The sequence below is a fragment of the Bradyrhizobium sp. LA2.1 genome, from assembly GCF_040547725.1.
Taxonomy (GTDB): Bacteria; Pseudomonadota; Alphaproteobacteria; order Rhizobiales; family Xanthobacteraceae; genus Bradyrhizobium; species Bradyrhizobium barranii.
Window position 1 is genome coordinate 156,448 of record NZ_JBEPQI010000009.1, and the last position, 22,235, is coordinate 178,682.

A 22,235-nucleotide genomic window follows, 5' to 3' on the forward strand; every position below is an offset into this window, starting at 1 on the left:
GGCCCGTCAAGGATTGCCCGTGACAAAGACGGTCTGTCTTCGCCATCATCGGGCCATGCAACTCTCCCGGACCCTTGCCTGGCTCGTCGATGCCGCCTCGGATTGCCCCGGGGCCGACCGTCTGCTCGCGGAACTCGGCGCTCATCTGGTCGCCGACGGTGTACCGCTTGCGGCAGGCAGCCTGACGTTGGAGGTGCCGCATCCGCTTATCGCGAAGCGGACCTGGCTGTGGCGCGCGGAGACCGGCCGGGTCATCGAGGCCCTCGGCTTCGCACCAAGTGGGCTGGCGCCCGACCCGCCCAATGATGCCGGCCGCCGCTGGCTGCGCGATATCGCGGGCGGCGAGGTGCACGAAGAGGTGGTCGGACGACAAGATGGGCCGCAGCTCGGCTGGATCGGGCCGCGTCCGTTCACTGCAGACGAGATCGAGCAATTGCGCCAGGCTGCGCGCTTCGCCGCGACGCCGCTGGCCGTGCTCGCTGCGCGCGCCACGTTGCGCGCGACGCTCGATGCCTATCTCGGCAAGCGCAGCGCGGAGCGGGTGCTGGCGGCGCCGTTGCGGCGCGATCTCGGCGAGACCATTCAAGCCGCGCTGCTCTATGCGGATCTGCGCAACTTCACGACCTTGTCGGAGACCACACCGCCGGCCGACGTCATCGCAGCGCTCGACGCCTGGTTCGATCGCATCGCCGGTGCCGTTCATGCCTTCGGCGGCGAAGTGCTGAAATTCATCGGCGACGGCGTGCTCGCGATCTTCCCGGTGGTCGAGGCCTCACCGCGCCGCGCCTGCGACGCCGCGCTGCGTGCCGCAGGCGCAGCCGAAGCCGGCATGGCGTATCTCAACGGGGAGCGCGGCGCTCAAGGACTGCCGCCGCTTGCGTTCGGCGCGGCCCTTCATCTCGGCGAAATACTCTGGGGCAATATCGGCGCCGCCAACAGGCTCGATTTCACGGCGATCGGTCCCGCCGTCAATCTCGCCAGCCGGCTCGAGGGATTGTGCAAGCCCTTGGAACGGACCGTGCTGGTATCGGGGGCGCTGGCCGCGGAGACGGATACGCCTCTCGTCGCGCTCGGATCGCATCCGCTGCGCGGCATCGCTTCGCCATGCGAGGTGTTTGCGCTGCCGGAGACGCAAGCCCGGATATCGTAACCGGATAGAGTGAAGCCTAATCCGGGATAGCAGCGCTGCCGTAGGGTGGGCAAAGGTGCGCTCTTGCGCGCCGTGCCCACCATCTCACGGCAAGCTCCGGTCTCGATTGGTGGGCACGCTACGCTTTGCCCACCCTGCCGTTCACGTCGATTACATCCCGCCCATCTTGCAGACGAGCTTCCACTCTTCCGCCGTCACCGGCTGCACCGACAGGCGCGAATATTTCACCAGCGCCATGTCGGCGAGTTTCTTCTCGGCCTTGATCGCGGCCATCGTGACCGGCGTCTTCAAGGGCTTGTCGGCTTTGATATCGACGCAGACGAATTTCTCGGTCTTGTCGGTCGGGTCGGGGTAGGCCTCCTTGATGATCTCGGCGATGCCGACGATCTCCTTGCCCTCGTTGGAATGATAGAAGAACGCCTTGTCGCCCTTCTTCATGTTCACGAGGTTTATGCGCGCGGTGTAATTGCGCACGCCGGTCCAGGCCTCGCCCTTGGCGCCTTTCGCCACCTGCTGGTCCCAGGACCATACCGACGGTTCGGATTTCACCAGCCAGTAGTTCATCGCGCGTCCTATCCGTTCGTCATGGCCGGGCTTGTCCCGGCCATCCACGTCTCTGCCACCAATTCAATATCAAGACGTGGATGCCCGCGACAAGCGCGGGCATGACGAGAAAGACGTCATTCCTCTGCCTTGAAGGGGCGCGTCAACAGCCCCGAGATCGCAGCGTCGATCGTGCTCCGGCCGCTCAGGATCGAAGCGACCGCTTCTGATACCGGCATCTCGATGTTGTGCGAAGCTGCGAGTTCGATCAACACAGGTGCGGTGAACTCGCCCTCGGCAAGCTTGCCCGCGGGCGGCTGCTCGCCGCGGCCCAGCGCAAGGCCGTGCGCGAGATTGCGCGATTGCGGGCTCGAGCAGGTCAGGATCAGATCGCCGAGGCCGGACAGGCCCGCGAGCGTCTCGCTGCGCGCGCCGAGGGCACGGCCGAGGCGCGTGAGTTCGGCAAAGCCGCGGGTCGTCAGCGCAGCCTGGGCGGAGGCGCCGAGCTTGCGCCCGACCGCGATGCCAACCGCGATCGCCAACACGTTCTTGGCCGCACCGCCGATCTCGACGCCGCGAACATCTGTCGTGTGATAGGGCCGGAAAGTCGCCGAGCCCAGCGCCTGCACCAGCGCGCTCGCCAGCGCTTCGTCCTTCGCCGCCAGCGTCACCGCGGTCGGCAAGCCGCGCGCGACGTCGTCGGCAAAGCTCGGGCCTGACAGGATCGCCGGTGGCGCATGAGGTGCGGCCTCCGCGATGACGTCGGTCATGAATTTATGGGTGCCGTGCTCGATGCCTTTGGCGCAGGCGACGATCGGCACCGGCTTTGCCAGATGCGAGGCCAGCATGTTGACCGCGCCGCGCAAATGCTGTGCGGGCGTCGCGATCAGCACCATGTCCGCGCGCGCGGCCTCCGCAAGCTCGTGCGTCACGACGATCTCCGGCGCCAGCCGCACCCCGGGCAGCCGCGGATTGTCGCGGGTCGAGGCGATTCGCGCGACATGTTCGCTGTTGCGCGCCCAGAGCGTCACGTTCCGCCCGGCGCGCGCCGCCACCGTCGCCAGTGCCGTGCCCCATGCGCCCGCACCAATCACCGCGACGGACCGGAACGCCGTCATCGCTAGAATCCCGCCCGCGTGTTGCCGTAACCGGCCGGCGCCGTGGCGTTGGCATCGAGCAGCCAGCGTGCGCGGGGTTGGGCTTCCATCGTGTCGATCATGCCGAGCGCCAGGCGCTCGGCGCCGGCCCAGGCGATCATCGCGCCGTTATCGGTGCAGAGCGCGGGCGGCGGCATGATCAGTTGCGTCCCGGCCTGCCGCGCGACGTCATGCAGGGCGCCGCGGATCGCCTGATTGGCCGCGACGCCGCCGGCGGCGACGAGGGCATGCGGAGCGCCGAACTGCTCGCGGAAAAGCCTCAGGCCGACGCTCAGCCGGTCGGCGGTCGAGTCGAGCACGGCGGCTTGAAAACTCGCGCAGAGATCGCTGATATCCTGCGGCGCGATCTCAGTTAACCGGCTCGCCTCGTTGCGCACCGCCGTCTTCAATCCCGACAGCGAGAAATTGGCATCGGGCCGTCCCTGCATCGGGCGCGGGAAGGCGAAGCGCGTGGCATCGCCGGTTGCCGCGGCGCGTTCGACCTGCGGTCCGCCCGGATAGGGCAGGCCCAGCATCTTCGCGACCTTGTCGAAGGCTTCGCCCATCGCGTCGTCGACGGTGGTGCCGAGCCGCACATATTGGGCGACACCGGTGACGGCGACGATCTGGGTATGCCCGCCCGAGGCGAGGAACAGGCAGTAGGGAAATTCAATTCCGTCGGTGAGGCGCGGCGTCAGTGCATGCGCCTCGAGGTGGTTGACCGCGACCAGCGGCGTGTCGTGCACCATCGCGATCGCCTTGGCGGTGGTGAGGCCGACGATGACGCCGCCGATCAGCCCCGGCCCCGCCGCGGCGGCGACACCGTTGAGCTGCGCATAGTCGATGCCGGCCTCGTGCATGGCCCGGTCGATGATGCCGTCGAGGACGTCGACATGCGCGCGCGCGGCGATCTCCGGCACCACGCCGCCGAAGCGGGCATGCTCCTCGATCTGGGACCGCACGATGTTGGACAGGATCTTGCCGCTGCCGTCGGGCGCGCGCTCGATCACGGCCGCGGCGGTCTCGTCGCAGGTGGTTTCGATGCCCAGTACCAGCATTGGCGAATTGTTATCCAATTTGCGCCCTTGCGCTCATCCGTAAAGCAGAGTTCTGGTACGTCCGGTAGCATTCCGGGGTCCACTTGCGCAATCGTCACGCGCAGCCGCCTTCGTGAATGCGTCACCGCCACGTGGTTCGGGAACACAAGCGATGTCCATTCTTGTCACACGGCCGCATCCCGACAATGAGGCGACGGCGAAAAATTTGCGGGCGCGGGGTCATGTGGTGCTGCTCGCCCCGATGCTCAAGTTCGAGCCGGTCGCCTTCCATGACGAGAGTGAGGCCGACTACGGCGCCATCATCGTCACGTCGGCCAATGCGATCCGCGCTGTCGCGCCGCAATTGCAGGATCTTGGCTTAAAGAACCTTGGCCTTTTGGAGCTGCCGCTGTTTGCGGTCGGCGAGCACACGGCTGCCGCGGCGCGCGACGCCGGCTTCGCCGAGGTGATCGTCGCCGGCGGCGATGCCGCGGCCTTGCGTGACAAGGTGATGCAGGGCGCGCGCGACAAGCTGCTGAAGAAGAAAAGCACGCTGCTCTATCTCGCGGGCGCGGATCTGTTGCGCGATCTCGGCGGCGAGCTCGGCGCGGAGGGCTTCAGCGTGGTGACGCAGACCACCTATCGCATGACTCCGGTCAAGATCCTGCCGCGCGATGTCTGCGATGGCTTTGCCGCGCATGGGATCGAGGCGGTGCTGCACTACTCCCGTCGCAGCGCACGGGCCTTCCTGGATGCGGCACGGGACGAAGGCGTCGAAATCTCGGCGCTGGCGATCCCGCAATGCTGCCTGTCCGAGACGGTCGCCAGCGTGCTGCGCGATGCCGGCGCGTCGCAGGTTCTGGGGGCCGCGACGCCGGACGAAAATGCCCTATTTGATACCTTGGAGCGTGCTTTGCGGACCCGTTTGGCGTAAGAGGTCGGGCCGAATCCGACGCGATCGGGTCCGTTCAGGGCATTTGAGTGTGAGGAACCGTCACGATGGCCGACGACAAGCCTGAAGACGCAGGATTGGCTCCCGAGTCAGGCCGTGCCAAGCGCACCCCGCCCACCATCGACCTTGAGGCAACCGAAGTCTCGACCCAGCCGCAGCCAACGGCGGCCGCCGAACCGGAGGTTCAGCCGACGCCAGAGCAGGCCACGGTCGAAGAGTCCAAATCCGAAGAGGCCAGGCCCGACCCGGAGCCCGCGCACGCGGAGGCCGCGGTTGCTTCCGCTCCCGCGTCGGCGCCGGTTTCGCCCTGGGTCATTGCGCCGTTCTCCGGCGCGGTCGCAGCCGCGATCGTGATTGCCGTCGGCTGGATGCTGGGCTGGCCCGCCGTGGAGGCGCCGCCGGCCGCGCCGCAGGTCACGAGCGCGACGGTCGACGCGCTCAGCGGACGTGTCGCCGCGGTCGAAGCCAAGGCGGGCAAGCCCGCCGCCGATCCGGCCGTGGTGGCGCGGATCGATGCACTGGAGAAATCCGCAAGTGCCTTGCGCAGTGACATCGCCAATCTGCGCGCACAGTCCGACAAGACGGCCAACGACGTGAAATCGGCACCGCGCGCTGCAGCGCCTGATCTTGCCGCTCTCAGCGACCGTATTGCGCAGCTGGAGCGTGCCAGCAAGACGGAGCGCGCCGAGCTCGCACAGCAGGGCGAGAAGATTGCCGACAACAAGGCGACGAATGACAAGCCGCTGCGTCATGTCGTGGCGGCGGCTCTGCTCGACGTCGCGGTTCGGCATGGCGATCCTTACGAATCGCAATTGGCCGCGGCGCGGTCGCTCGCGGCCAAGCCCGATATGCTGAAGCCGCTCGACACCTTTGCATCGTCAGGCATTCCAACGCCGGTCGCGCTGAGCCGCGAACTGCTCAACATCGTGCCCAAGCTCTCGCCGCCGGCGGAAGCCCCGGCCGCCGGTGCCGGTATCGTCGAGCGTCTCCAGGCGGGGGCCTCGAAACTCGTTCGTATCGAGCGCACCGACGGCGTCGGCAATGATCGCGGTGCCATCGTCGCACGGGTGACGGCGGCGGCGCTCCGCAACGATTTCGTCGAGGCGCGGCGCGAGCTGAAGACGCTGTCCGAGGCCGATCGTGCACCGGCACAGGCCTGGCTCGACAAGGCCGATGCGCGCGACGCCGCGCTCGGTGCCTCCCGCAAATTCGCCGACGATGCCATGGCGGATCTCGCCAAGCCCGATCTGGTCAAGCCTGCTCAGTAAAGGTTCGCGCAATAATCAGCGCGCAATAGGGATCGCCATGCTTCGCATCGTCCTCTTCCTCGTCCTGATCGCGCTGGCGGCGGCCGGCGCGGCCTGGGTTGCCGATCAGCCCGGCGATCTCGTCCTGACCGCGGGCAGTTTCCGCGCGTCAACGACGCTTCCGAGGTTCGTGTTTCTGCTCGGCGTCTTTGCAGCGGCGGTCGTGCTGGTCTGGAGCATCGTGACGATGATCTGGCGCGCGCCGGGACGCCTGCGCCGCCGCCGTCACGAGAAACGCCACGCGCGCGGCCGCCATGCCATCACCCACGGCCTGCTCGCGATCGGTCATGGCGATACCGCCCTCGCCCGCCGTCACGCCGATACCGCGCGGCGGCTGGCCGCGAACGATCCGCTCGCACTGCTGCTGCACGCGCAGTCAGCCCAGCTCGAAGGCAATCGCGACGAGGCCCAGCGCGTCTTCCGCGTCATGGCCGAGCGTGAGGATACCCGGCTGCTCGGCCTGCGCGGCCTGTTCATCGAGGCGCAGCGCGCCGACGATGCGGTCGGCGCCGTGATGATCGCGGAGGAAGCGATCAAGCTGTCACCGTCCTCGACCTGGGCCTCGCACGCGGTGCTCGGCTTCCGCTGCGCGCGCGGCGACTGGAGCGGTGCGCTCGCGATCCTGGATTCGAATCTGTCCGCGGGCCTGATCGACAAGGCGGCCTATCGCCGCCAGCGCGGCGTGCTGCTCACGGCCCGCGCGCTGGAATTGGAAACCATGGACCGCGACGTGGCGCGCGAGAGCGTGATGGAGGCCATCAAGCTCGCGCCGACGCTGGTGCCGGCCGCGGTGCTTGCGGCCAAGTTCGAGAGCGAAGCGCATCAGGTGCGCCGCTCGATGAAGCTGGTCGAGGCCGCGTGGCTCGCCAATCCGCATCCGGATCTCGCCGACGCCTACGCGCATGTGAAGCTCGGCGATTCCGCGCGGCAGCGCTTGCAGCGGGTCGAGACGCTGGCGGCCAAGACGCCGGCCGACAAGGCGGGCCACGTCGAGGGCCAGCTCGCGATCGCGCGCGCCGCGATCGACGCCTCCGAGTTCGCGCGTGCGCGCGCGGTGCTGGCACCTTACGTCAATGATCCGACCCAGCGCGTCGCGCTGCTGATGGCCGAGCTCGAGCGTACCGAGCACGGCGACGGCGGCCGTGCCCGCGCCTGGACCTTGCGCGCGGTGCGCGCCCGTCACGATCCGGCCTGGACCGCGGACGGCTATGTCAGCGACCGCTGGCGTCCGGTCTCGCCGGTCACCGGCCGTCTCGATGCCTTCCAGTGGCAAACGCCGGTCGCGAGCCTGCCCTCCGACAAGGGCGCCACGATCGAATCCTCGGCCTTCGAGGAAGCCATGCTGGCCGCCCCGCCACCGAAGCGGGTGACGGCAGCCCCGAGCGAAGCCCCGGTGGAACCGCCCGTGGCTGCACCGGATCCGGTGCCCGCCGCACAGGACAATTCGCCCCCTGAGGCCAAGGAGACGACCGGGGAGGCCGCCAAGGAAGAGCCTGCGGTCACGCCGGCCGCCGAGCCGGTCAATCCCGCCCCTGAGACGGCCGAATCATCGCCGGAGGCGGCAACGCCGGTGTTCCGGACCCGCGCCGACCTCGGCAAGCCTGCTCCGGCCCCGATCCAGGCCGTCATCCCGATCGTCCGCGCCCCCGATGATCCCGGGATCGATGACGAGGGTCCGAGCGATGAATTTGCGGAACAAATCGGCACGCCCAGAACCCATGCAAAGGCCCAGGCCGGCGGCTGGCGCGGATTCTGGTCCCGCTGGGGCGCGTGAGGCACATTTCGAAGCCCGCTCCACCTTGCCAATTCGGGCCATGCCCGATATCAGGAGCGCGCGTATCGGGACCTGCACTGCGCGGGTCCCGGCAGGGTTCGCCGCAATAGCTCAGTTGGTAGAGCACGTCATTCGTAATGACGGGGTCGGGGGTTCGAGTCCCTCTTGCGGCACCATTTATCGCTCTGATTTTTCGTTGTTTTCCGTGCCGTTGTTTCGTCCTCCGATGCAGCCTCGCCGCGAGACAGCATGCCATCGCCTCAGACTTTGCGCAGGCTTTCGATTTCCCACAGCGCCAGTTGCCGCCGGTCGAACGGTGGGACGTAATCGTCCAGCACCTTGATCGGCGGCGGGAAGTTGTAGGGCGGAGCGCTCAGATCGATGGAGAAGAAGTCACCCGTGCGGATCGCACGATTTCGGCCAGCCGGGTAAGTGGTCGTCAGGAGATACTTGATGTTGGATCGACGAATGTTGTCGATTGCTTGAAAAATCATCTCTTCGGAAAGATGAATGAAGCAATCGCGGCAGAGCAGCAGGTCAGCTTCCGGGAGCGGATCGTTGCAGAGATCGATCCGGAGGAACGTGCGATCTGGGCGACTGTATTGGTCACCCGTTCGCGCAATCAGTTCCGGAACGATGTCTCCTCCAATGTAGTGAGAAATTGGAAGTTCGATCTTCGACAACCAATGAAAATCACCACAAGGCAAATCGAGCAGCGTACGGATCCCGAGGTCGCCAACCAGACCAGGAAGGCTTTCTCGCACCCTTTGGGTATTGTGCAGCGTGGATCCGCCGCCGGAAGCGGTTTCCTTGTAACCCCAGACGTTGCGACGATAGATCTCGCCGAACACTTCGCCCGGCGTTCCACGGAGATTGCGCACCATCTGCGTGCGCAACCAGATCAGCGCGGGCTCTGGTAACGTCTTGCGCGCGATGTCGATAGCCGTCGAGAAAAAGGCCGTCTGACGTAACCAGTCTGCAAACTTGTCGAACACATCGCCCCCGTATTGTCGCAAGCTAGATGCGCGCGAACCTGAATTGTTGCGTGCCGCGCTCGGTGGGATCCGGGCTCCGCTCAGTGATGCGAAATCCCTCATGAGCCTGGATGAATGCTTGCTCGGAGATCCAGTTGCGCTCGTATCTGACGAGCTTCTCCCTGGAGGCGAGCGACGATCCTGGACCGTTGTCGCTCAGGTACGAGGTCTGAACCTCTCGCCGGGTCTCTTCGCTGATCGGAACGCGGTACCATGCCAACATTGCCGGCCGAACCGAGCACAGCGTTCTGACGGTTTCCAATGCATCCGGGACGTACTGTATGGCCCCATTCGAGTGGATGAGATCGACAGTGCCGAGCCAGTCGGCGGCCTGGTCGATGCGCTCGAAAAACATCAGCCTATCGGTGCCAAGCTCCTTGGCGCGTTGCACCATTGCTGGCGTCTCAACCACGGCCCATCGAATGTCCGGGCGTTGCCGGCGCGCCACCTTGTAATGCAGGCCGGCGCCTCCGCCGAAATCCAGAACCGTGTTCATGCCCGCGACCAGCGGCCAGTCGCTGTCCGGGTTGTAGTTGATTGTCTTTAGGAAAATCGTTTCGACCAGTTCCGGATTCTCGTACCCCTGAACCACCTCTCGCGGCGGCAGCAGCTTACGCTTCACTCGCTGGATGAAGGTCATAACGGGCGGACTCGGCACGCCTTTTGATACGTGTCGAGCGTCTACCACAATCAGAAACATTTGGAAACAATCGCGAGGCGCGACGTGACGTTGCAGGTTGATTGCCGCGAATGCTGATCGCGGGTTCAAGACCGAGCGCGCAGTCTACGTGATGACAGTCACATAATGCAGATCCCATCTCCCCTAGTCTCCCGGTCACGCAAACACGGGGAGATTTCACATGCGCAAGATCATTCTCGTCGCCGCCATGGTCCTGGCTTCTGCATCTGCCCATGCTGCCGACCGCAGCCTGTCGCTGGCCACGGCGACGGCCGCTCCGCAAGCCACCACGACCACCGCGCCGACGATGCAAATCAGCGAAGTCGCGCCAGCCGCGGAAGCTCCGAAATACGTCGATCGTCCGCCGGCAGTCTCGGCCCCTGCTCCCGCCGTGGCGACGGCTCCCGCCGGGACCGCGACAACGACGACCTCAGCGCCGGCGGAGACGAGCAAGCCCGCCACGAAGACCGCAAAGGCGGGCAAGCCGAAACACAAGCGCAGCTGGACCGAAGGCCGCATCATCAGCGAGCTGCACCGCCACGGCATCTACTGGTAAGGCCGCGGCTCGCTGCAAAAGCAAATGGCCGGGCAAGAGCCCGGCCATGCGCGTATTGAGGAAGCGTTGCGGGCTTACTGCGACACCGTCTGCACCACGCTCGTTATCGGACGCGCGCTCGAGGTCGGCACCTTCAGGTCCTTCAGCAGCGCCTCGTCATATTCCGGCAGCGTCTGGAGCGTCGCCTTGGCCTTCATCTGCACGACCTTGTATCCGCCAGCCTTCAGCCGCGCGAGCAGCGCCGGCATCGCTTCGCCGGTGTGCTTCTGGAAGTCGTGCATCAGGATGATGCCCTTGCCGAGCTTGTCGAGCTTGGTCATCACGTTGTCGACGATCTTCTCCGGCGTGGCACCCTTCCTGAAGTCGAAGGAGTCGATGTCGGTCGAGAACATCGCGACATTGCGGGTGCCGAAATAGCTCACCATCGCCGGATTGTGCTGAAGCTGCGGGAAGCGGAAGAACGGTGCCGGATTGGTGCCGAGCGCGAACCTCACCGCGCTGAAGCCCTTCTCGACCTCGTCCTTGACCTGTTGCTCCGTCATCTTCTTGCTGTTCAGGTTGACGTGCGACCAGGTGTGCGTGCCGACCGTGTGGCCCTGGGCCAGCACCTGGCGCAGGATTTCGGGATGATAGGTCGCGTGCTTGCCGACCGAGAAGAACAAGCCCTTGGTGCATTCATCCCCGAGCGCCTTCAGGACCGCGGGCGTGTTGACCGGCCACGGACCGTCGTCGAAGGTCAGCACGACCTCCTTGTCGGTGAGGAAGTCGAACTGCTTGAAATGCTCGAAGCCGAAGCCGGGTCCGCCGGTGGTGTCGATCTCGACCACGCGGGCAACGCCCAGCGCGTTCGGATTGGCACAGGTCGACCGCTGCTGCACCGGCATGGCCGGAGCGGGCGCAGGCGCCGCTGCCTGAGCAACTGCCGTCGGCCTGGCTGCGATCGCCGCGGTGGTCTCGACGTCATCCTTGGCGGCGAGCTTCGCCTGTGCCGGCAATTGATCGGCGGCACGGGCGGCCGTTGTTTTGGGGGCGCCCTGATCGGCGCGCGCGGAATAATAAAACCAACCGCCGGCGGCGATCACGACCGCCGCAACTACACTGGCCAGCATCAGGCCCAACGCATTACGCATCGCTATTCTTTCCAATTACGCAACCAACCCGGCGGAATCTCCCGCGCGACGAGCCATTAATGCGAAGGAACAGTTAACGTGACACCAACACGACGGCGTTTGCGCCGGATTTTCAGCGAGGTGCGCCATGTGACGGAGATCACAGAAGACGGGCCACCCGTGACCGTCATCACAGTGGAAACTGTTTTGCCGGAGCATCGTAGTTCCCACCAACAACGGGCCCCGCTTCCGGCGGCGCCAATGGGAGCTTCAAATGACCAAATCTTCTTCGGCTAAGTCTTTCTCTGCGAAATTGCTGACGAGTAGGATCCGCGACACCAGCCTGGCTCTGGGCTTTGCCGCCATCGTCTCGATCGTCGCGACGACCGCGAGCTTCGCCTTCTCGGCCGAGGCGCAGCAGCAGTGCACCGGCGATGCCTTCCGCCTGTGCTCCTCGGAAATCCCCAACGTCCCGAAGATCACGGCGTGCATGATGAAGCATCGCTCTGATCTGAGCGCCGGCTGCCGCGCGGTGATGGACAAGGACCTCGCAAAGGGCGCCTCACGCAAGGTCGCTGACGCCCAGGACAAGCAGTAGGACAACGCGCAACGGCAATCGTTGTTGGCTCCCCTCGCGATGTGCTCCCGGCGTCAAGCCGGGGCCACGCGCGCCAGTCCCGCTCGGCAATAAAGCCGTTGCGGCCTCGGGATCGTCGCACTAGCTTCGCCCGCACATCCTTGGGGTAAGAGGCATTACGCGATGACCAGATTTCTTTTCATTGTTTCTTTGATTCTGTGCGCATCGAGCGCCTCAGCGCAACAGCAGCCCGGCCACGATGCCTGCGCGCGCGATGTGACGCGCTTCTGCCGTGCCGTGATGAACAATGGCGATGGCGCAGTGCTCGCTTGCCTCAAGCAGAACCGCACCCGCCTCAGCAAAGCCTGCGACAAGGTGCTGACGGATCACGGGCAGTAAGACGTGCCGTCGCAGCCCGGATGAGCGAAATCCGGGGTCTGCCCGCGCGGTGAGATCGTCCCGGATTGCGCTTCGCGCCATCCGGGCTACCTTCCGAGAGGATCTACGTGCTGCTTCCCGCCGCGCTCGCGACCACCGGCAGCACCTCGGCGCCGGCACGATCCGGCGTCTCTTCCTTCCAGCGCACCGAGCCGAATGGACGCTCCAGCATGCGGCGGATCCGCACCGGATCGGGGCCGATGTGGAAATCGATCGCCTGCTGATGCAACGCGCGTTCGGACTGCGTCGAGCGGTTGCGCTGGCGCAAGTAATCGAGCCAGGTCGGACAGTGGTAGCGCTCGGTCCACAATTCGGGGTCGGCGATGTCGCGCGCGATCGACCAGCCATAGGCGCCGTTGCGCTGCCGGGAGAGCTGCACGTCCTGCATCACATTGTGGAAGGCGCGCGCGTTCTCCTGGGACACCCTGTATTCGATCTCGACCACCAGCGGCCCGCTGCGTGCCGTGAGCGACAGTTTGACTTCCGGATCGGCGAGCACGTCCGCGTCCTCGTTGCGGGCGCCGACGCGCGGCATCGCCAGCCAAATGCCCAGCACCGGCGAGATCAGCATCAGGCTGGCGGCCGTCAGCAGCGCGACCTCGACGCCGGCATAATCGGTGAGATGGCCCCAGCCCCAGGCGCCGATCGCGATGCCGCCGGATATCGAGGCCTGGAACGCCGCGAGCGAACGGCCCGCGACCCAGCGCGGCGCCGAGAGCTGCACGCCGATGTTGAACAGCGCGACGGCCGCCATCCAGACCGCACCGGCGAGCACAAGCGCCGCCGCCGTCAGCACCGGCTCCGTGCTCACGGCAAGCGCGGCCATCGCAAATGCCATCGAGATGGTGCAGGCGCGAATCGCGGCCTCGCCGCTCATGCGCTTGCGCAATTCATGGATGTTGAGCGCACCGACGACGGCGCCCATGCCGAAGGCACCCAGCATGATGCCGTAGGTCTGCGCGCCGCCATGCAGCAGGTCGCGCGCGATCAGCGGCATCAGGGCCATGATGGCACCGCCGATCAGGCCCATCACCAATGTGCGCAACAGCACGATCTTGATCGGCGGCGAATTGGTGATGTAGCGGAAGCCCGAGACCATGGCGCGGTTGAGCTTCTCCCGCGGCAGGCGTGAGGGCTCGGTGTTGCGTCGCCAGAGCAGCAGCACCACCAGCAGCGGCAGATAGAGGATCGCGTTGCAGGCAAACGCGGCCACCGCGCCGAGCGAGGCGACGATGACGCCGCCGACCGCGGGACCGAAGCTGCGTGCAATATTGTAGCTGATGCCGTTCAGTGCGACGGCTGACGGCAATGATTCGGGCGGGACCTGCTCGCTGACCGAGGATTGCCACGCCGGCCCGAACAGCGCATTGCCGCTGCCCACCACGAAGCAGAAGACGAGCAGCGTTTCCGGGGTGATCAGCTTGAGCCAGGCCAGCACCGTCAGCGCAGTCGCGCCGATCAGCGCGATCGCGAGCGAAATCAAGGTCACGATGCGGCGGTCATACATGTCGGCGATGGCGCCGGCCGGCATCGAGATCAGCATGATCGGCAGCATCAGCGCGGTCTGCACCAGCGCCACCTTGTCGGCCGAGGCCGCCATCTGCGTCATCGCCCAGGCCGCGCCCACGCCCTGGATCAAGAGGCCAAGATTGGAGAGCAGGCTGGCGAGCCAGATGCGCCGGAACACGGTGTACCGCAGGGGTGCGGCGATGCCGTCGCCGGCGAATTTCTGACGGTTCGGCTGCTCGGTCATATCCCCTTCCATATGGGCTGGCAGAAGTGGTCTTGGAATGGTCTTTGGGTGATTCCGGCAAGTCCAGTGATGCCTGCGAAAGTCCTTCGCTGTCCAGTGGTTAGGCCGCTATAAGCGGCACAAAGACATGGTTTTTCCGGAGAAACATATGAAGCTGTCGCGACGGTCGATCCTGCTGGGAGTAGGCAGCTTGCCTTTCGCGGTTGCGAGCTTGCGGACAGGCGCGCTGGCCCAGACCGCGCCCACGGCTCAGAATGCCGAGGTGCCGCCGATCCTGTTTGTCCACGGCAATGGTGAATACGACGCGGTCTGGATGACGACGCTTTGGCGGATGGAATCCAACGGCGTCGCGCGCGATCGCATGATGGCGGTCAATTTCACGGATCCGCTGGCGCGCAGCGACGACAAGGTCGAGCAGGCGGGCCGCTCCTCGACCGAGGACCAGCGCCGCGAACTCGCGGCGGCCATCGCGGAATTGAAGCGCCGTACCGGCGCGCCGCGCGTTGCGCTGGTCGGCAGCTCGCGCGGCGGCTATGCGATTCGCAACGTCATCAAGAATGGCGGCGCCGGCGATGTCAGCCATGCCGTGCTGTGCGGCACGCCCAATCACGGCGTGTTCGCAACCGAGGACCAGCCGAACAACGAATTCAATGGCGGTGGCACATTTCTGCGCGGCCTGAATGAGGGCGAGAGCGAGGTGACGCCGGGCACGGCCTTCCTCACCCTGCGCAGCGATGGCATGGACAAGTACGCGCAAGCCGACGGCCGCTTCATCGGCAAGCCCGGCACGCCGACCGGCGTTACCGTCGAAGGGCCGGAGTTGACGGGCGCCACCAATCTCGTGCTCGTCGCGCTCGACCATCGCGAAGTGGCGTTTCACCCGCGTGCCTTCCGCGAGATCTACAAATTCATTGCCGGCCGCGAGCCCGCGAGCATCGCGATTGTGCCGGAGCAGAGCGTCAGTTTGAGCGGCCTTGTGACCGGTACGCCAGGCGGCGTGTCGACCAATCGCCCGGTGGCAGGTGCAACCGTCGATGTCTTCCGCGTCGATCCTGATACCGGGGAGCGCAAAGGCGGCGCGGTGCACAGCGCGAAGACCGGCGCCGACGGCCGCTGGGGTCCGGCGCAGGTCGAGCCTTCCTGGTTCCTCGAATTCGTCCTGACATCGCCGGACGCGCCGACGACGCATATCTACCGTACGCCCTTCCCGCGCTCGTCCGATGTCGTGCATCTGCGTGCCGCGCGCCCGCTCGGGCCGGCGGACAAGGATGCCGGCGCCGTCGTGATCATGTCACGCCCGCGCGGCTATTTCGGCCTGCCGCGGGACGTGGTGCTGCTCGACGGCAAGGAGCCGGCCGACGTCAAGCCGGGTGTGCCCACGGATTCGGCAGCAACCTTGCGGCTCCCGGCCGCGGAGGCCGGGCGTAACGTCGTGGCCCAGTTCGGCGAAGAACGAATTGTGGCGCGCGCCTGGCCCGCCTCCGAGAACAGGATTGCGATTGCCGAGCTGACTTACTAGCTATTGGCTTGGGTCATATCTGCGGGAGAGAGCCATGAACATCGCCAGTGTGCGTCGGCCCATCATCCCTCCGACCCCGCCGCGTGCGCCCGACGACATGTCGTTTTTCGGCCGGGTCGCGGTCCTCAAGCAGAACATGATCGCAACCTGGGGGCAGCGTGCCTACGAAGAAGAGGTCATCAAGGGCCGCTTTTTCCTCCACAACAGCTTCATCCTGAATCAGCCGGATGCAATCCGGCATGTCCTGCTCAGCAATTATGAAAACTACACGCGCACGCCGGCGGGGATCCGCATGCTGCGTCCGGTGCTCGGCGAAGGAGTTCTGATCGCGGAAGGCCACGCCTGGGCGCATCAGCGCCGTACGCTCGCGCCGGCCTTCACGCCGCGTGCGACCGCAAATCTCGTCCCGCATATGACCGCGGTGCTCGACGAGACCATCACAAAGCTCGATGCGCGAACAAGCGAGCCGGTCGATCTGCGCGAGACGATGCAGCGCATGACGCTGGAGATCGCCGGACGCACGATGTTCTCGTTCGGCATGGATCGTCACGGTCCGACCTTGCGCAACTTCGTCATGGAATACGGCGCGCGGCTGGGGCGGCCCTATTTCCTCGACATGCTGCTGCCGGTGTCCTGGCCGACCCCGATGGATTTTGCCCGCGCCCGCTTCCGCAAGCGCTGGACCGAATTCGTCGCGATGCTGATCGCCGAGCGCCGCACGATGGGCAAGAAGGACGGCGCGCCGCCGCGCGACCTGTTCGATCTCATGGACGCGGCGCGCGATCCCGAAACCGGCAAGGGCTTTTCGGACGCGCAACTCGTCGACGAGGTCGCGACCATGATCCTGGCGGGTCACGAGACCACGGCGACGGCGCTGTTCTGGGCGCTCTATCTGCTCGCGCTCGATCCGGAGACGCAGGAGGAAGTTGCCTCCGAGACGCACGGCGAGCACCTCGACAGCATGGCCGACATCGATCGCCAGAAGTTCACCCGTGCGGTGATCGAGGAGACCATGCGGCTCTATCCGCCGGCCTTCCTGGTCGCGCGTGCCGCGCGCGAGAAGGACAATGCGGCCGGTGTCGAGATCGGCAAGGGCGATATCATCATGATCGCGCCCTGGCTGCTGCACCGGCATGAGAAGCTGTGGGATCAGCCGAACGCCTTCATCCCAAAACGCTTCATGTCGAAAGAGGCGCCCGACCGTTTCGCTTACCTGCCGTTCGGCGCGGGTCCGCGCGTCTGCATCGGCGCGCCGTTCGCGCAAGCCGAATCCGTGCTGGCGCTGGCCCGGTTGATTGGCGCGTTCCGTATCGAGCTTGCCGACAGGGTTCCGGTGATCCCGCTCGGCGTCGTGACGACCCAGCCGGACCACTCACCTTTGTTCCGCATCACGCGTCGGTGACAGACATTCGTCTGCCCGATGGCGCGATCCACCCCAGATAGAGCCTCCGCCATGAGCGACATCCAGGCCCAGTTTTCCGTTCTGAAGCAGACCGCCGATGCCAAGGTGGTCGACGCGATTGCGCGCCTCATCGAGGACGGCGAGGATCACGAGCTCAACCGCGTCAATGTCCTCGATTTCTCCAGGCAGCATGGCCTCGACGAAGAGCACACGATCTCCACCTTCCTGCATTCGGCGCGGCTCGGACTGTTCGATCTCGGCTGGAACGTGCTCTGTCCGGGCTGCGGCGGCGTGCTGGGGGCCCATTCGACGCTGAAGGCGCTCAAGCCGGACGATTATCACTGCGCGCTCTGCGCCTGCGGCTACAAGGCGTCGGTCGACGATCAGGTCGAGGTCTCCTTCACCGTCAATCCGCGCGTGCGGCGCATCGCAGCGCACGATCCCGATACGCTTCCGGTGTGGGAATATTTCAAGCAGGTATTCTGGAGTTCCGGCGTCGACTTCAACAAGGAATCCTTCGCGACGCTCGCCAACGAGGTGACGCTCGATACGCTCGAGCTCCCGGCAGGCGAGAAAGCGACCATGTCGCTGCAACTGCCGGGCGACTTCATCATCATCTTCGAGCCGGTGACGCACGCCGCCCATTTCATCGACGTCCAGGGCGAGCCGACCAAGGAGCGCCAGAAGTTCGCGATCATGTACAACAAGGTGCAGGCTCCGACGGGGACGACGACCATGCGGCCGGGGCCGCTGCGGCTGTCGCTGGAGAACCAGGCCGGCGTGCGCGTGTTGCCGTCGGTGTTCATCGCGGCCGAGGCGCTCCATCATCTCATCGGCAAGCGCAAGCCGTTCCTCACCGCCAAGCGCATGCTGTCGAACCAGACGTTTCGCGATGTCTTCAAGGCGGACAATCTCAGCCTCGACCAGCGGCTCCAGATCACGTCGCTGACATTCCTGTTCACCGATTTGAAGGGCTCGACCGCGCTCTACGAGCGCGTCGGCGATCTCGCCGCCTTCGATCTCGTGCGCGCGCATTTCCATGCGCTGCTCGAGATCATCTCCTCCGAGAAGGGCGCGGTGGTGAAGACGATCGGCGACGCCGTGATGGCGACCTTCGTCCGTCCGGAGCACGCCATCGTCGCGGGCCTGCGGATGCGGGCCGCTATGGACGAGCTCAACAGGCAGCGCGGCACCGACGATCTCATCGTCAAGATCGGCATCCATGAAGGCCCGTGTCTTGCGGTGATGCTCAACGAACGCCAGGATTATTTCGGCCAGACCGTCAACATCGCCGCCCGCGTCCAGAGCCTGTCGACGGCGCGGGAGATCCACATCACGGGCCCCGTGCTCGATGCGCCCGCAGTCGCCGAGGTGCTCGAGCAGCGCGCGATCAAGCCGATCCAGAAGCAGGCGGCCCTGCGCGGCATCGCCGACAAGATGGTGGTGTACGAGATACCGTGAGGATGGCACTCCCGATCATTGCGAGCTTAGCGAGCATCCGGAGTCTTTCCAGTGAGGCAGTCTGGATTGCTTCGCTGCGCTCGCAATGACGATGTGGAGACAGGTGCGTGCCACACTCACTGTCGTCATGCCCGGGCTAGTCCCGGGCATCCATTTCTTGCTTCGCTGTGGCGCGTGGATGGCCGGGACTAGCCCGGTCATGACGGTAACCAGCTCGTCCAGATTGCTGAAAGGTAATGCCCGCGCGGAGCTGACGCACGTTGCGGCGGTTGGGTTTCCCGCTCATATAATGCTGGTGGCGGCCGCACTCCCGCGGCTTCATCGTTTTTGGTAGGATCCTATGCTCGACGGCCTGCGCCAATTCATCGCTGACATTGTCGCCCCTCATGCCGGGGACCGCGCATTCGGCGATAGCGATTACCGGCTTGCGGCGACCGCGCTGCTGGTTCACGTGGTCTCGCTGGACGGCCAGCCGACGGCAAACGAGCAGCGCAAGCTGCACAGCCTGATCGAAAACCATTTCGGGCTGGATCGCGGCACCGCGGATCGCCTGATCGCGGACGCCACCCAGGTCGAGGGCGAGGCCGTCGACCTCTATCACTTCACCAGTGTCATCATGCGCTCGCTCGACGAAGAGGGCCGCAAGCGCATCGTCCAGATGATGTGGGAGCTGGTCTATGCCGATGGCCAGGTCTCCGAGTTCGAGGACAACGTCGTCTGGCGTGCCTCCGACCTGCTCGGGATCGCCCAGCGCGACCGGATCGACCTCAAGCATGCGGTCGCAAACCGCGCCGGTGGTCAGGTCAAGGACGGTGCCGTCGGGGGTTGAGCCGTCTCGACGCGGTATTATCGGCGGTTGTGCTGACCACATGACGAAACTTTAATATACCCCCGTCGGCCAGCCCGGCCCCGGATTTCCCCGTAAAATCCGTGGTTTTCCTGCTTCCCTGTTGCCCGCTCAAGCAGCCATGCTGCCGGTGACGCTTGCCTCTCGCGCTCGGCCTATGCTCTCGTTCCGCCATTGCGGGGCCAAAAAACTTCAATTCAAGAGACTTCGATCGTGACTGAGCGGGTAACGTTGATCACCGGTGCGTCGGCGGGCATCGGCACGGAGCTGGCGCGTGTGTTCGCCGCCAACGGGCATCGCCTCGCGCTGACGGCGCGACGGGCGGACCGGCTGGAGGCGCTTGCGAACGAGCTCGCCGCCAAGGGCGGCAAGAAGCCGATCGTGATCGCCTGCGACCTGCAGGAGGCAGATGCGGGCGAGAAGATAGCGGCCGCGCTCGCCGCCGAAGGCGTCGAGCTCGACCATCTCGTCAACAATGCCGGCTTCGGCGTGTTCGGCGATGCGATCGAGCGCGACCGTGTCGAGCAGGTAGGCATCGTCGATGTCAACGTGCGGGCTCTGACGGATCTGTCGCTGCGCTTTGCCGATCAGCTGATCAGGAACAAGGGCGGTCTTCTCAATGTCGGATCGGTCGCGGGCTTTCTGCCCGGCCCCGGCATGGCCGTGTACTACGCGTCCAAGGCCTATGTGATTTCCCTCACCGAGGCCTTGCGGGCGGAGCTCGCGCCGCGCGGCGTTCGCGTCACCGTACTTTGCCCGGGTCCGGTGCCCACCGAATTCCAGGCGCGCGCCGGCGTCGGGTCCGGGCATGACACGACTCTTCTCAACGTGTCTGCCGCCGATGTCGCGCAGCAGGCCTATCGAGGCCTGATGGCCAACAAGCGGGCAGTGCTGCCTGGTCTCGGCATCAAGATCGTGCCGTTCGCGCTGCGTTTCTTCCCGCGCGGCTTCATCCTGTCCGCCACCAGCCGGTTCCAGAGGCAGAGGCACTGATTTCTTGTTTTGACGCGTTTTCTTTACGCGAACCGGTATCCACTTCGCTCGAAAACGCTTTAAAGAAAGCTCAGAGCTCCGTAGTGGCCCGGAGCTTGCTTCAAAATCGGGACGCGTGTGCGCGAACTCACACGATGTTAACTACCGCTTAGCTATGCTGGCGGTCTGAACCGATAGCACTCGCAGAGGCCATGTCGTTCCGGACGGACAGGTTTGGTGGCGCAGAATTGGTGCCCTTCCCAAGAAGGACGCCGAGCGCCGCCGCCTCCGAAGCCCGGTTGCCGGTTCTGATCATCCTGCATCAGGAATCCTCGACGCCCGGCCGCGTCGGCAATGCGCTGCGCGCGCTCGGCCATCGCCTCGACATTCGCCGTCCCCGCTTCGGCGATCCCCTGCCCGATACGCTCGATCAGCATGCCGGCGCTGTTTTTTTCGGCGGTCCGATGAGCGCCAACGATCCCGACGACTACATCCGTCGCGAGATCGACTGGATCGAAATTCCGCTTCGCGAACAGCGACCGTTCCTCGGCATCTGCCTCGGCGCGCAGATGCTGGCGATGCAGTTGGGGGCCCGTGTCGCACCGCATGCGCAGGCGCTGACCCAGATCGGCTACTATCCGATCCGCCCGACCGCCGCGGGCCACGCGCTCTGCCCGAATTGGCCGGCACAGGTCTATCACTGGCATCGCGAAGGATTTGAACTGCCCGTCGGCACTGAGCTGCTTGCGGAAGGCGATGATTTTCCGATCCAGGCGTTCCGCACCGGCAACGCTTTCGGGGTGCAGTTTCATCCTGACGTGACCTGCGCGATGATGCATTGCTGGACCACGCGCGGCTATGATGGCCTTAGCGCGCCCGGCGCGCGCGAGCGGCATCATCATTTCGCGGACCGTGCAGTGTACGACGTTGCGGAACGGGCCTGGCTCGATCATTTCATCGACGGCTGGCTGGCGCGCCGGCAGGTGCTGGCGCAAGCCGCCGAGTGATCGCGCCTTCGCGCAGGTGCTTCACCTAAGGCCTTGGCGCAAGCCCTTGCCTCATCCCTGGATATGCTAGGCTCGTTCCTAACGAGCGCGCGCGAACGCGTGCCGGCAAACACAGGGAGAGCGTCATGGCCTATGAACACATTCTGTATGAGGTGAGCGACAAGGTCGCGACCATCACGCTCAATCGCCCTGATCGCATGAATGCGTGGACGCCGACGATGGAGCGCGACGTGCGCCATGCGATGGAAGCATCGAGCGCCGATGACAATGTCCGCGTCATCGTGCTCACCGGCGCGGGCCGCGCCTTCTGCGCCGGCGCCGACATGGATGCGCTGAAGGGGCTCGACCCCAACGACGTCAGGCGTGCCTCGAACCTGCCGCCCTTCGACATGAACCGCCGGCCGGACTGGCAGACGCGCTACGGCTTCTATCCGTCGATCGGAAAGCCCGTCATCGCCATGCTCAACGGCGCGACCGCCGGCATCGGCCTCGTCCACGCGCTTTATTGCGACCTGCGCTTTGCCGCCGACAATACCGTGTTCACGACAGCCTTCGCGCGGCGCGGACTGATCGCCGAGCATGGCATGTCCTGGATGCTGCCGCGCATCGTCGGCCACGCCAATGCGATGGATTTGCTGCTCTCGGCCCGGCGCGTGTCGAGCGAAGAGGCGCTGCGGATCGGCCTGGTCAACCGGCTCTGCTCGCCGGAAAAGCTGCGCGAGGAGACCTACGCCTATGCGCGCGACCTCGCCGATTTCGTCTCGCCGAGCGCGATGGCCGTGATCAAGCGGCAGCTCTACGAGGTGCCATTCCAGACCCTGGCGGAGGCGACGATCGAGGCGAACCGCGAGATGATGGTCGCGTTGAACGGCAGCGATTTCCGGGAGGGGGTCGCGAGCTTCATGGAGAAGCGGCCGCCGAGGTTTACGGGGAAGTAGGGGGCTGAACTCGGGGAAAAGGTCCGCCGTCGCCCTTCGGGCTA

At 65.5% G+C, this 22,235-nt stretch carries 21 protein-coding genes and 1 tRNA gene; 15 read left to right on the forward strand and 7 right to left on the reverse strand.

Going from position 1 to position 22,235, the window contains the following annotated elements:
* The first annotated feature begins 55 nt into the window (after window positions 1-55).
* On the forward strand, window positions 56-1,150 hold the full coding sequence (locus tag ABIB95_RS19610) for an adenylate/guanylate cyclase domain-containing protein (RefSeq protein WP_354241541.1): 1,095 nt from the start codon (window positions 56-58) through the stop codon (window positions 1,148-1,150).
* Between the two features lie 150 nt (window positions 1,151-1,300).
* Here the strand turns inward: ABIB95_RS19610 and ABIB95_RS19615 are convergent, their stop codons facing one another.
* From ABIB95_RS19615 to tsaD, 3 genes are all read right to left on the reverse strand, one after another.
* A complete protein-coding gene (locus ABIB95_RS19615) occupies window positions 1,301-1,714 on the reverse strand; it encodes an EVE domain-containing protein (RefSeq protein WP_166353523.1) in 414 nt (137 codons plus the stop codon).
* A 116-nt stretch (window positions 1,715-1,830) separates the two neighbouring features.
* Complete coding sequence (locus ABIB95_RS19620) at window positions 1,831-2,811, reverse strand: NAD(P)H-dependent glycerol-3-phosphate dehydrogenase (RefSeq protein ID WP_354241326.1); 981 nt, start codon at window positions 2,809-2,811, stop codon at window positions 1,831-1,833.
* Between the two features lie 2 nt (window positions 2,812-2,813).
* A complete protein-coding gene (gene tsaD / locus ABIB95_RS19625) occupies window positions 2,814-3,887 on the reverse strand; it encodes a tRNA (adenosine(37)-N6)-threonylcarbamoyltransferase complex transferase subunit TsaD (protein WP_354241328.1) in 1,074 nt (357 codons plus the stop codon).
* A 151-nt stretch (window positions 3,888-4,038) separates the two neighbouring features.
* On the opposite strand from tsaD, the gene ABIB95_RS19630 reads away from it, so the two are divergent.
* From ABIB95_RS19630 to ABIB95_RS19645, 4 genes are all read left to right on the forward strand, one after another.
* The gene (locus tag ABIB95_RS19630) at window positions 4,039-4,800 is read left to right on the forward strand and encodes a uroporphyrinogen-III synthase (RefSeq protein WP_354241330.1); all 762 of its coding nucleotides are present in this window, start codon (window positions 4,039-4,041) and stop codon (window positions 4,798-4,800) included.
* Window positions 4,801-4,865: 65 nt separating this feature from the next.
* Complete coding sequence (locus ABIB95_RS19635; protein ID WP_354241332.1) at window positions 4,866-6,086, forward strand: COG4223 family protein; 1,221 nt, start codon at window positions 4,866-4,868, stop codon at window positions 6,084-6,086.
* Window positions 6,087-6,123: 37 nt separating this feature from the next.
* Complete coding sequence (locus ABIB95_RS19640) at window positions 6,124-7,899, forward strand: heme biosynthesis protein HemY (protein WP_354241334.1); 1,776 nt, start codon at window positions 6,124-6,126, stop codon at window positions 7,897-7,899.
* Window positions 7,900-7,999: 100 nt separating this feature from the next.
* A tRNA-Thr gene (locus ABIB95_RS19645) sits at window positions 8,000-8,075 on the forward strand.
* A gap of 84 nt (window positions 8,076-8,159) precedes the next feature.
* On the opposite strand, the gene ABIB95_RS19650 is transcribed toward ABIB95_RS19645, so the two are convergent.
* Entirely contained in the window at window positions 8,160-8,894 is a 735-nt protein-coding gene (locus ABIB95_RS19650; RefSeq protein ID WP_354241336.1) for a class I SAM-dependent methyltransferase, read from the reverse strand.
* A gap of 22 nt (window positions 8,895-8,916) precedes the next feature.
* Window positions 8,917-9,573: a class I SAM-dependent methyltransferase gene (locus tag ABIB95_RS19655; RefSeq protein WP_354241338.1), complete on the reverse strand. Its 657-nt coding sequence runs from the start codon at window positions 9,571-9,573 to the stop codon at window positions 8,917-8,919.
* Window positions 9,574-9,793: 220 nt separating this feature from the next.
* On the opposite strand from ABIB95_RS19655, the gene ABIB95_RS19660 reads away from it, so the two are divergent.
* Window positions 9,794-10,168 carry a hypothetical protein gene (locus ABIB95_RS19660; RefSeq protein ID WP_354241340.1) on the forward strand — a complete coding sequence of 125 codons (375 nt, stop codon included), beginning with the start codon at window positions 9,794-9,796 and terminating at the stop codon, window positions 10,166-10,168.
* Window positions 10,169-10,242: 74 nt separating this feature from the next.
* Here the strand turns inward: ABIB95_RS19660 and ABIB95_RS19665 are convergent, their stop codons facing one another.
* A complete protein-coding gene (locus ABIB95_RS19665; RefSeq protein ID WP_354178806.1) occupies window positions 10,243-11,298 on the reverse strand; it encodes a polysaccharide deacetylase family protein in 1,056 nt (351 codons plus the stop codon).
* A gap of 253 nt (window positions 11,299-11,551) precedes the next feature.
* On the opposite strand from ABIB95_RS19665, the gene ABIB95_RS19670 reads away from it, so the two are divergent.
* Both ABIB95_RS19670 and ABIB95_RS19675 read left to right on the forward strand, forming a co-directional pair.
* A complete protein-coding gene (locus ABIB95_RS19670) occupies window positions 11,552-11,875 on the forward strand; it encodes a hypothetical protein (RefSeq protein ID WP_063980333.1) in 324 nt (107 codons plus the stop codon).
* 162 nt (window positions 11,876-12,037) lie between these two features.
* Window positions 12,038-12,253 carry a hypothetical protein gene (locus ABIB95_RS19675; protein WP_063980334.1) on the forward strand — a complete coding sequence of 72 codons (216 nt, stop codon included), beginning with the start codon at window positions 12,038-12,040 and terminating at the stop codon, window positions 12,251-12,253.
* Between the two features lie 103 nt (window positions 12,254-12,356).
* Here the strand turns inward: ABIB95_RS19675 and ABIB95_RS19680 are convergent, their stop codons facing one another.
* Entirely contained in the window at window positions 12,357-14,045 is a 1,689-nt protein-coding gene (locus tag ABIB95_RS19680; RefSeq protein ID WP_063980335.1) for an MFS transporter, read from the reverse strand.
* A gap of 148 nt (window positions 14,046-14,193) precedes the next feature.
* Between ABIB95_RS19680 and ABIB95_RS19685 the strand changes: the two genes are divergently transcribed.
* From ABIB95_RS19685 to ABIB95_RS19715, 7 genes are all read left to right on the forward strand, one after another.
* On the forward strand, window positions 14,194-15,564 hold the full coding sequence (locus ABIB95_RS19685; RefSeq protein ID WP_354241342.1) for a hydrolase: 1,371 nt from the start codon (window positions 14,194-14,196) through the stop codon (window positions 15,562-15,564).
* Window positions 15,565-15,598: 34 nt separating this feature from the next.
* A complete protein-coding gene (locus ABIB95_RS19690; RefSeq protein WP_354241344.1) occupies window positions 15,599-16,966 on the forward strand; it encodes a cytochrome P450 in 1,368 nt (455 codons plus the stop codon).
* Window positions 16,967-17,017: 51 nt separating this feature from the next.
* A complete protein-coding gene (locus tag ABIB95_RS19695) occupies window positions 17,018-18,427 on the forward strand; it encodes an adenylate/guanylate cyclase domain-containing protein (protein WP_354241346.1) in 1,410 nt (469 codons plus the stop codon).
* Window positions 18,428-18,767: 340 nt separating this feature from the next.
* Window positions 18,768-19,256 carry a tellurite resistance TerB family protein gene (locus ABIB95_RS19700; RefSeq protein WP_354241348.1) on the forward strand — a complete coding sequence of 163 codons (489 nt, stop codon included), beginning with the start codon at window positions 18,768-18,770 and terminating at the stop codon, window positions 19,254-19,256.
* Between the two features lie 231 nt (window positions 19,257-19,487).
* Window positions 19,488-20,267: an SDR family NAD(P)-dependent oxidoreductase gene (locus ABIB95_RS19705; protein ID WP_085402998.1), complete on the forward strand. Its 780-nt coding sequence runs from the start codon at window positions 19,488-19,490 to the stop codon at window positions 20,265-20,267.
* Window positions 20,268-20,458: 191 nt separating this feature from the next.
* On the forward strand, window positions 20,459-21,253 hold the full coding sequence (locus ABIB95_RS19710) for a glutamine amidotransferase (RefSeq protein ID WP_028169688.1): 795 nt from the start codon (window positions 20,459-20,461) through the stop codon (window positions 21,251-21,253).
* A 125-nt stretch (window positions 21,254-21,378) separates the two neighbouring features.
* Window positions 21,379-22,191: an enoyl-CoA hydratase gene (locus tag ABIB95_RS19715; RefSeq protein WP_212484845.1), complete on the forward strand. Its 813-nt coding sequence runs from the start codon at window positions 21,379-21,381 to the stop codon at window positions 22,189-22,191.
* Window positions 22,192-22,235 lie beyond the last annotated feature (44 nt).

What these genes read in the sequence shown, in the direction of transcription:
- ABIB95_RS19620 (WP_354241326.1), bottom strand. Translation starts at nt 2,811, where the DNA reads ATGACGGCGTTCCGGTCCGTCGCGGTGATTGGTGCGGGCGCATGGGGC.
- ABIB95_RS19615 (WP_166353523.1), bottom strand. Translation starts at nt 1,714, where the DNA reads ATGAACTACTGGCTGGTGAAATCCGAACCGTCGGTATGGTCCTGGGAC.
- ABIB95_RS19710 (WP_028169688.1), top strand. Translation starts at nt 20,459, where the DNA reads ATGTCGTTCCGGACGGACAGGTTTGGTGGCGCAGAATTGGTGCCCTTC.
- ABIB95_RS19685 (WP_354241342.1), top strand. Translation starts at nt 14,194, where the DNA reads ATGAAGCTGTCGCGACGGTCGATCCTGCTGGGAGTAGGCAGCTTGCCT.
- ABIB95_RS19715 (WP_212484845.1), top strand. Translation starts at nt 21,379, where the DNA reads ATGGCCTATGAACACATTCTGTATGAGGTGAGCGACAAGGTCGCGACC.
- ABIB95_RS19675 (WP_063980334.1), top strand. Translation starts at nt 12,038, where the DNA reads ATGACCAGATTTCTTTTCATTGTTTCTTTGATTCTGTGCGCATCGAGC.
- ABIB95_RS19690 (WP_354241344.1), top strand. Translation starts at nt 15,599, where the DNA reads ATGAACATCGCCAGTGTGCGTCGGCCCATCATCCCTCCGACCCCGCCG.
- ABIB95_RS19695 (WP_354241346.1), top strand. Translation starts at nt 17,018, where the DNA reads ATGAGCGACATCCAGGCCCAGTTTTCCGTTCTGAAGCAGACCGCCGAT.
- ABIB95_RS19670 (WP_063980333.1), top strand. Translation starts at nt 11,552, where the DNA reads ATGACCAAATCTTCTTCGGCTAAGTCTTTCTCTGCGAAATTGCTGACG.
- ABIB95_RS19660 (WP_354241340.1), top strand. Translation starts at nt 9,794, where the DNA reads ATGCGCAAGATCATTCTCGTCGCCGCCATGGTCCTGGCTTCTGCATCT.
- ABIB95_RS19655 (WP_354241338.1), bottom strand. Translation starts at nt 9,573, where the DNA reads ATGACCTTCATCCAGCGAGTGAAGCGTAAGCTGCTGCCGCCGCGAGAG.
- ABIB95_RS19665 (WP_354178806.1), bottom strand. Translation starts at nt 11,298, where the DNA reads ATGCGTAATGCGTTGGGCCTGATGCTGGCCAGTGTAGTTGCGGCGGTC.
- ABIB95_RS19610 (WP_354241541.1), top strand. Translation starts at nt 56, where the DNA reads ATGCAACTCTCCCGGACCCTTGCCTGGCTCGTCGATGCCGCCTCGGAT.
- ABIB95_RS19635 (WP_354241332.1), top strand. Translation starts at nt 4,866, where the DNA reads ATGGCCGACGACAAGCCTGAAGACGCAGGATTGGCTCCCGAGTCAGGC.
- ABIB95_RS19630 (WP_354241330.1), top strand. Translation starts at nt 4,039, where the DNA reads ATGTCCATTCTTGTCACACGGCCGCATCCCGACAATGAGGCGACGGCG.
- ABIB95_RS19640 (WP_354241334.1), top strand. Translation starts at nt 6,124, where the DNA reads ATGCTTCGCATCGTCCTCTTCCTCGTCCTGATCGCGCTGGCGGCGGCC.
- ABIB95_RS19680 (WP_063980335.1), bottom strand. Translation starts at nt 14,045, where the DNA reads ATGACCGAGCAGCCGAACCGTCAGAAATTCGCCGGCGACGGCATCGCC.
- tsaD (WP_354241328.1), bottom strand. Translation starts at nt 3,887, where the DNA reads ATGCTGGTACTGGGCATCGAAACCACCTGCGACGAGACCGCCGCGGCC.
- ABIB95_RS19700 (WP_354241348.1), top strand. Translation starts at nt 18,768, where the DNA reads ATGCTCGACGGCCTGCGCCAATTCATCGCTGACATTGTCGCCCCTCAT.